This window comes from Aporhodopirellula sallentina SM41 (assembly GCF_000346505.1).
In the GTDB taxonomy this organism is placed as follows: Bacteria; Planctomycetota; Planctomycetia; order Pirellulales; family Pirellulaceae; genus Rhodopirellula; species Rhodopirellula sallentina.
The window spans coordinates 1-3041 of record NZ_ANOH01000221.1 but is presented as its reverse complement, the minus strand read 5'-3'; the positions used below and the strand labels follow the sequence as shown (position 1 = coordinate 3041).

At 57.2% G+C, this 3041-nt stretch carries 2 protein-coding genes; both read left to right on the top strand.

Annotated features, from left to right (window positions below):
* The first annotated feature begins 689 nt into the window (after positions 1 to 689).
* Entirely contained in the window at positions 690 to 1871 is a 1182-nt protein-coding gene (locus RSSM_RS14830) for a DUF1559 family PulG-like putative transporter (protein WP_008680206.1), read from the top strand.
* Between the two features lie 169 nt (positions 1872 to 2040).
* Positions 2041 to 2964 carry an RDD family protein gene (locus tag RSSM_RS14825; RefSeq protein WP_008680204.1) on the top strand — a complete coding sequence of 308 codons (924 nt, stop codon included), beginning with the start codon at positions 2041 to 2043 and terminating at the stop codon, positions 2962 to 2964.
* The last annotated feature ends 77 nt before the right edge of the window (positions 2965 to 3041 follow it).

Here is a 3041-nt window from a genome sequence, read left to right as displayed (position 1 = left end):
GAACGGTATTGCGTTTAACCCCAGCACACAACACCAGACACCACCCAACCGAAAAAGAAGGCACCTCTCCCTTTTCCCACCTCAAACCCATCACCGCACAACTGCGAACCTTTCTCAAAACCAAATGTCCAGCTCAACGCACCATTCCGCTCTGACCGAATGATCACCGCATTAGCCCGATCGCCCTAATAATCACCTGGGTAGACAGCAGTCACCCCTCTTGCGAACGGATCGTCCGGGACAGCAAATCGTACGGAACCGCTGTGAAATCCGACGCCAAGTCGATTTGGCCTTCGGTTTGCTGGCAATTCGCGATTCTGCGGGCTTCCCAGGTTGCAACGATGTTCGATGGCCGTGCCCCTCACGTGGCATAAACCGAGAAAAAGTCGAGCGATTAGGGAGCCAGGTTGACCACAAGCGAACGGTTGCGAGGGCGTCTACGGCGGGAATCACGGCCATCGCCGGTTCGCAATGAGAAGAAACAGTTGCAATTTGAACCCTGATCGGCCTATAATCAGGACCGAATATCAATCGACAGGGGTGTCTGCACGTACAGGACGCTGCCGGTCATTTGTGAGTCTTTCGAGATCCTCTCGTGAGTCACAGGAGATCGTGCGTTATATTCCATCCTGGCAAATCACCTCTCCCCCCTTTTCCTTCTTCTCCCAGACGCATCGGATCCACCACAGATGAAATCAAACCGTTCCGGATTCACGCTCGTCGAATTGTTGGTGGTCATCACGATCATCGGCATCCTGATGGGCCTCCTCATCCCCGCCGTCAACGCCGCCCGGGAAACCGCCCGTCGTAACCAGTGCTCGACCCAGTTAAAAAACCTGGCACTGGCCGCCATCCAACACGAAAACGCCAAGGGCCAACTGCCTGGATATTTGCAGAAATATGGTTATTACTCCGCTTCGGCTGATCCTTCTGACCCGACATCGACCGCTCCTGCAGCACACGTTAAGCTTGGAACTTGGACTGTCGCCCTGTTTCCTTGGCTAGACGCTCAACCAACTTACGAGCATTGGACCGAGGATCGGTACCCTATCGTTGACGGTGCCGGCGGCGAATTTGACGCGACATCGGGTGCGGCAGGAGCTGGATTTCACCAATTGGCGGCGCCGAATCTCGCCATCATGCAGTGCCCAAGCAATCCCAATAGCGACTCCGAAAACGCTCGAAACAGCTACATTGCAAACAACGGAATGGTCCCTTACGAGGCCGGTACCGGCGGACCAACAGCTGCAGAAATCTCGGCATCGATGGAGCGGGCAAATGGTGCATTCAACCAAAAATATTCGGAGAACACAGACTCCGTGCCGACCGGTCCCAAAGTCCGCTTAGACGATTTCAAAGATGGACAAGGTAACACGATGCTCTTCAGCGAGAATGTCCAGGCATTACCTTGGAACCGTGCAGGTTTCATCAATGCCACCAGCATCACCCCTACGTCGCCGGCGACGGAAGTTGGTTACCCTACCGCGTCACGCTACACCCAAGGAATGGTTTGGCACTACGCTGACCCAGACTCCGCAAGCACAGGAATGGCCTCAGTTTGGAACCAAATGGGCACCGGCTCTGCCATCGTCCCTTCGGCGGTAGCCAATAAGTACAAGATTAATGGCGGCAAAGAAGATGGTGTCTCGGAAGACATCTTCGTGCTCCGCATGGAGTCAAGCAACGCCGCTCAACTCGCGCGTCCGTCCTCAGCGCACACTGACGGTGTTAACGCGGGCATGGCGGATGGTGGCACCCGTTTTATTGCTTCAAACATCGACTACCGTGTCTACCAAGCACTCTTAACGCTTCGCGGCAAAGCTAGCGATGTGCCATGGCCAGAGTTCATCCTTGACGATGACGCATATTAACAAACGCTTCGCAGCTTAAACTCAACATCAGGCGGCATCCTTTGGGTGCCGCCTTTTTTGTTGCTTCCTCGGATTTTGCAGCTTCCTGTGGCCTCTTTGCTGCCTTTTTCAGTGTGATCGGTTAGACTGCGAGTCTCTTCCGTTTCTCTTTCGCCGAGGGTGAGTCCACGTGCAACTGAAATGTCCGGGGTGCGCCCGCACGCTGAAAATTCCTGACTCCGCCGCCGGCAAAGTCATCAAGTGCCCGTGCGGGAAACAAATGCGTGTCCCCGCGGCAAAGCCCGCCGCCGCTGCGAAAACACCTGCCGCACGACCCGCCGCTCCCGCGATGGCTGCCGCTGGTGCCACCACCTCTCACGCCCCAACGGCATCTCGCCTCCAATCCGTCACACGCACGCCGGCGGCCCGTCCCGCCGCCCCCGTATCGACCAACGCCTTCGGCGTCGACGCGGGCATGTTCGATGAACTGACCGAAACCGACCTCAAACCGGTCGCGGTCCCGCCGAAACCCGGCACGCAGCCCAAAGTAAAAAAGCCAACCAAGGGCGGGACCGACGACTACGTCTCGGACGATGACAAGAAACGGATGTCGGTCAATGAGGCGAAACAAAAAGCCGAACTCGCCCCGCTGCCGCAGCGTCTCGGTGCCTACTGCATCGACTGGCTGCTCTGCGTCGGCATGTTCTTCGTCGCCGCGCCGGTCCTGAGCCTGATCTCGATTGCACTCTTTGGAACGCCTTCGGAAGAAAGCGAATCGATTACTGCGTCAGAGATCTTCTTCTTCGTCGGTCTGGCAATCGCAGGATCGGTCGGGCTGGTGCTCAACGCCGGGCTGCTCGCCTGGAAGTCGCAAACCCTCGGCAAGATGATTTGCGGACTGACAATCGTCGACGCCCAAACGATCCGCCGAGCCAGTTTCCACCAAACCGTGATTCTCCGGTTCATCGGCTGGAAACTGAAATGCATGATCCCCTTCCTCGGCGCCATGTACGCCCGCCGCGACCTATGGTCCCTGTTCGCCAACGAAGGCATCACCGAACACGACAACATGGCCGGAACCCTCGTCGTCACCACCCGCAGCGTCCATCGTTAGTAGGTTTCGAAGAGAGCCCCCAATCAGCCGATCGGCATTCGCCGCGGTTTCCTACGGACACCCCGCGCGAACGCACG